The sequence below is a fragment of the Streptomyces sp. NPDC007162 genome (assembly GCF_040634175.1).
Taxonomy (GTDB): domain Bacteria; phylum Actinomycetota; class Actinomycetes; order Streptomycetales; family Streptomycetaceae; genus Streptomyces.
Map to the genome: position 1 here is coordinate 1 of NZ_JBEYFC010000797.1, position 2,884 is coordinate 2,884.

The 2,884-nt window shown below is 73.4% G+C and carries 3 protein-coding genes and 1 pseudogene; 2 read left to right on the forward strand and 2 right to left on the reverse strand.

Annotated features, from left to right (window positions below; genetic code table 11):
* Both ABZ646_RS44080 and ABZ646_RS44085 read right to left on the reverse strand, forming a co-directional pair.
* The coding region (locus ABZ646_RS44080; RefSeq protein WP_360532702.1) for a 3-oxoacid CoA-transferase subunit A at positions 1-478 on the reverse strand (478 nt) is incomplete at its 3' end.
* Positions 475-1,680, reverse strand: coding sequence for a thiolase family protein (locus tag ABZ646_RS44085; RefSeq protein ID WP_360532705.1), 1,206 nt, complete (start codon positions 1,678-1,680; stop codon positions 475-477). The genes ABZ646_RS44085 and ABZ646_RS44080, both read right to left, overlap by 4 nt.
* A 71-nt stretch (positions 1,681-1,751) precedes the next feature.
* On the opposite strand from ABZ646_RS44085, the gene ABZ646_RS44090 reads away from it, so the two are divergent.
* Positions 1,752-2,633 (forward strand): LysR substrate-binding domain-containing protein, encoded by an 882-nt coding sequence (locus ABZ646_RS44090; protein WP_360532708.1) that lies wholly within the window; start codon positions 1,752-1,754, stop codon positions 2,631-2,633.
* A 59-nt stretch (positions 2,634-2,692) separates the two neighbouring features.
* Positions 2,693-2,884: pseudogene (locus ABZ646_RS44095) on the forward strand (transcriptional regulator); the annotation flags it as partial.

A 2,884-nucleotide genomic window follows, 5' to 3' on the forward strand; every position in this document is an offset into this window, starting at 1 on the left:
GAAGGCGGTGCCGCAGGTGGCGATGGCCGTCGTCACCCCGGCCAGGTGGCAGGCCGTCGATCTCCCGCACCTCCTTGCCCTCGGCCAGTGGCGTGCCGACCGCGGTCGGGCAGTAGAAGGCGCCGATGCCGGCTCCGGCCGCGCGCATCCGCTCGGCGAGGTTGCCCTGCGGCACCACCTCCAGTTCGATCTTTCCCGCGCGGTAGAGGTCGTCGAAGACCCAGGAGTCGGCCTGGCGCGGGAAGGAGCAGAGCACCTTGCGCACCCGGCCGGCGGCCAGCAGCGCGGCCAGGCCGACGTCACCGTTGCCGGCGTTGTTGGACACGATGGTGAGGTCCTTCGCGCCCTGCCGGATGAGCGCGTCGATCAGGTCGAACGGCATCCCGGCCAGGCCGAACCCGCCGACCAGGACGGTGGACCCGTCCTCGATCCCGGCGACCGCCGCGTCGGCGGAATCGGCGATCTCCGTCCGGCTCACTGGGCCGCCCCCGTGACATCGCAGTTCTCCAGGACGACGGCGAGCCCCTGGCCGACGCCGATGCAGATCGCGGCGACCCCGTAGCGCTGCCTCGTCTCGCGGAGCACCTTGGCCAGCGTGGCGAGGATGCGGCCGCCCGAGGCGCCGAGCGGGTGGCCGATCGCGATGGCGCCGCCCTTCTGGTTGACGAGGGCGGGGTCGATCTTCCACGCGTCCAGGCAGGCGAGCGACTGCACGGCGAAGGCCTCGTTCAGTTCGACCGCGCCGACCTGGTCCCAGCCGATCCCGGCCCTGGCCAGCGCGCGGTTGGCGGCCTCGACCGGGGCGTAGCCGAAGGCCTGCGGCTCCAGCGCCGTCACGCCGCGGCCGGCGATACGGGCGAGCGGGTCGGCCCCGATCGTGGCCGCCGCCCGCTCGCTGCCCAGCAGCACCGCGGAGGCCCCGTCGTTGAGCGGGCTCGCGTTGCCCGCGGTGATCGTGCCGCCCTGCTCCGGTGTGCGGAAGACCGGCTTGAGCCCCGCCAGGACCTCCGGTGTCGATCCGGCCCGGACACCCTCGTCGCGGGTGAGGTCGACGCCGTCGAGCGGCACCACGAGGTCGTCGTAGAACCCTGACTCCCAGGCCGCGTGGGCGAGTTGGTGGGAGCGGGCGGCGAACGCGTCCTGGCGCTCTCGGGTGATCCCGAAGCGTTCCCGGAGCTGCTCGTTGGCCTCGCCGAGGCTGACGGTCCACTCCTTCGGCATCCGGGGGTTGACCAGTCGCCAGCCGAGCGTGGTGGAGACGGCGGTGACGTCGCCGGCCGGGAAGGGCTTCGCCGGCTTGGGCAGGACCCACGGCGCGCGCGTCATCGACTCGACGCCGCCGGTGAGCACCACCTCGGCGTCGCCGGACTCGATGGTCCGGCTGGCCGTCATCGCCGCGTCGAGGCTGGACCCGCACAGGCGGTTGACCGTGGTGCCAGGCACGCTCACCGGGAGGCCGGCGAGGAGCGCGGCCATGCGGCCGACGTTACGGTTCTCCTCGCCCGCGCCGTTGGCGTTGCCCCACACCACGTCGTCGACGGCGGCGGGGTCGAGGCCCGGCACCCGGGCGAGCGTCGAGGTGATCGCCGCGGCGGCGAGGTCGTCGGGGCGGACGCCGGCCAGCGCCCCGTTGTAGCGGCCGAAGGGCGTCCGGGTCGCGGCGTACAGGAAAGCGCTCATGGCAGCGACGCTAGTCCCTGGCCGCGATATTCTGAAGTACGCATATCGAAGCCGATTGAGATGGATGGCATATGGATCTGCGGCACCTCCGGTACTTCGTGGCGGTGGCCGAGGAACGCCACTTCGGTCGCGCCGCCGAGCGGCTCCACATGGCACAGCCGCCGCTGTCCCAGCAGATCCGGCAGCTGGAGACCGAGCTCGGCGTGGAGCTGCTGCGGCGCACCACGCGCCGCGTCGACGTGACCGAGGCGGGCCGGGCCTATCTCGAGCGGGCGCGCGCGATCCTCTCCGACGTGGACGAGGCCGCCCACCACGCGCGGCTCGTCGCGTCCGGCTCGGTGGGGCACCTCGCGATCGGGTGCGTGGGCTCGGCGACGTACAGCCTGCTGCCCGCGCTCTCACGGCGGCTCACGGAGCAGCTGCCCGGCGTCGACTTCTCCTTCCGCGGCGAGATGCTCGCGCCCGACCAGGTCGAGGCGCTGCGCGCGGGCGCGATCGACGTCGCGCTGCTACGGCCGCCGGCGGCCGACCTCTCCCTCACCGTGCACACCCTGCGCCGGGACCGGCTCGTCGTCGCCGTCCCGGTCGAGCACCCCCTGGCCCGCCGGAAGAGGCTGCGGGTCGCGGACCTGGCCGGCGCCGATCTGATCGTGCACTCCGCCGACCGCCGTTCCGTGATGTACGACGTCGTCCTGGGCCTGTTGCGTGACGCGGGCGTCGAACCGCGCATCCGCCACGAGGTCGGCGAGACCTCGACCCTGGTGACGCTCGTGGCCGGCGGGCTCGGGGTCGCGGTCGTGCCCGAGCCGGTGACCGCGTTGGCGCTCGACGGTGTCGCCTACCTGCCGCTGTCCGGGGCCGACGCACGCGTGGAGCTGGCCGTGGCCCACCGCGCCGACCGCTCGGAACCACACCTGGCGCGCACCGTGGGGATCATCCGCGCGGCCGTCTGAGGACCGAAGGACCGCCGGCCGGCTGCGCCCGACATCGCCGACGGCCGGACAGCGCTTAAGTGACGACGACGAGGGCGGCCCAGAAGAGGGCACAGGCCAAGGTGGAGTACAACGCCTTCCTGGCAGGGTGTCCCAGCCGGCAACTGCTCGATCGCGTCTCGGACAAGTGGGTCGTCCTGATCCTGTGCGCGCTGGGCGACGCTCCGAAGGCGATGCCGCCTCGGTCAGCCGGCTGTCACCGAACGCGGCCC

Excerpts from the sequence above, each read along its gene's own strand:
- ABZ646_RS44085 (WP_360532705.1), bottom strand. The coding sequence starts at position 1,680 with ATGAGCGCTTTCCTGTACGCCGCGACCCGGACGCCCTTCGGCCGCTAC.
- ABZ646_RS44090 (WP_360532708.1), top strand. The coding sequence starts at position 1,752 with ATGGATCTGCGGCACCTCCGGTACTTCGTGGCGGTGGCCGAGGAACGC.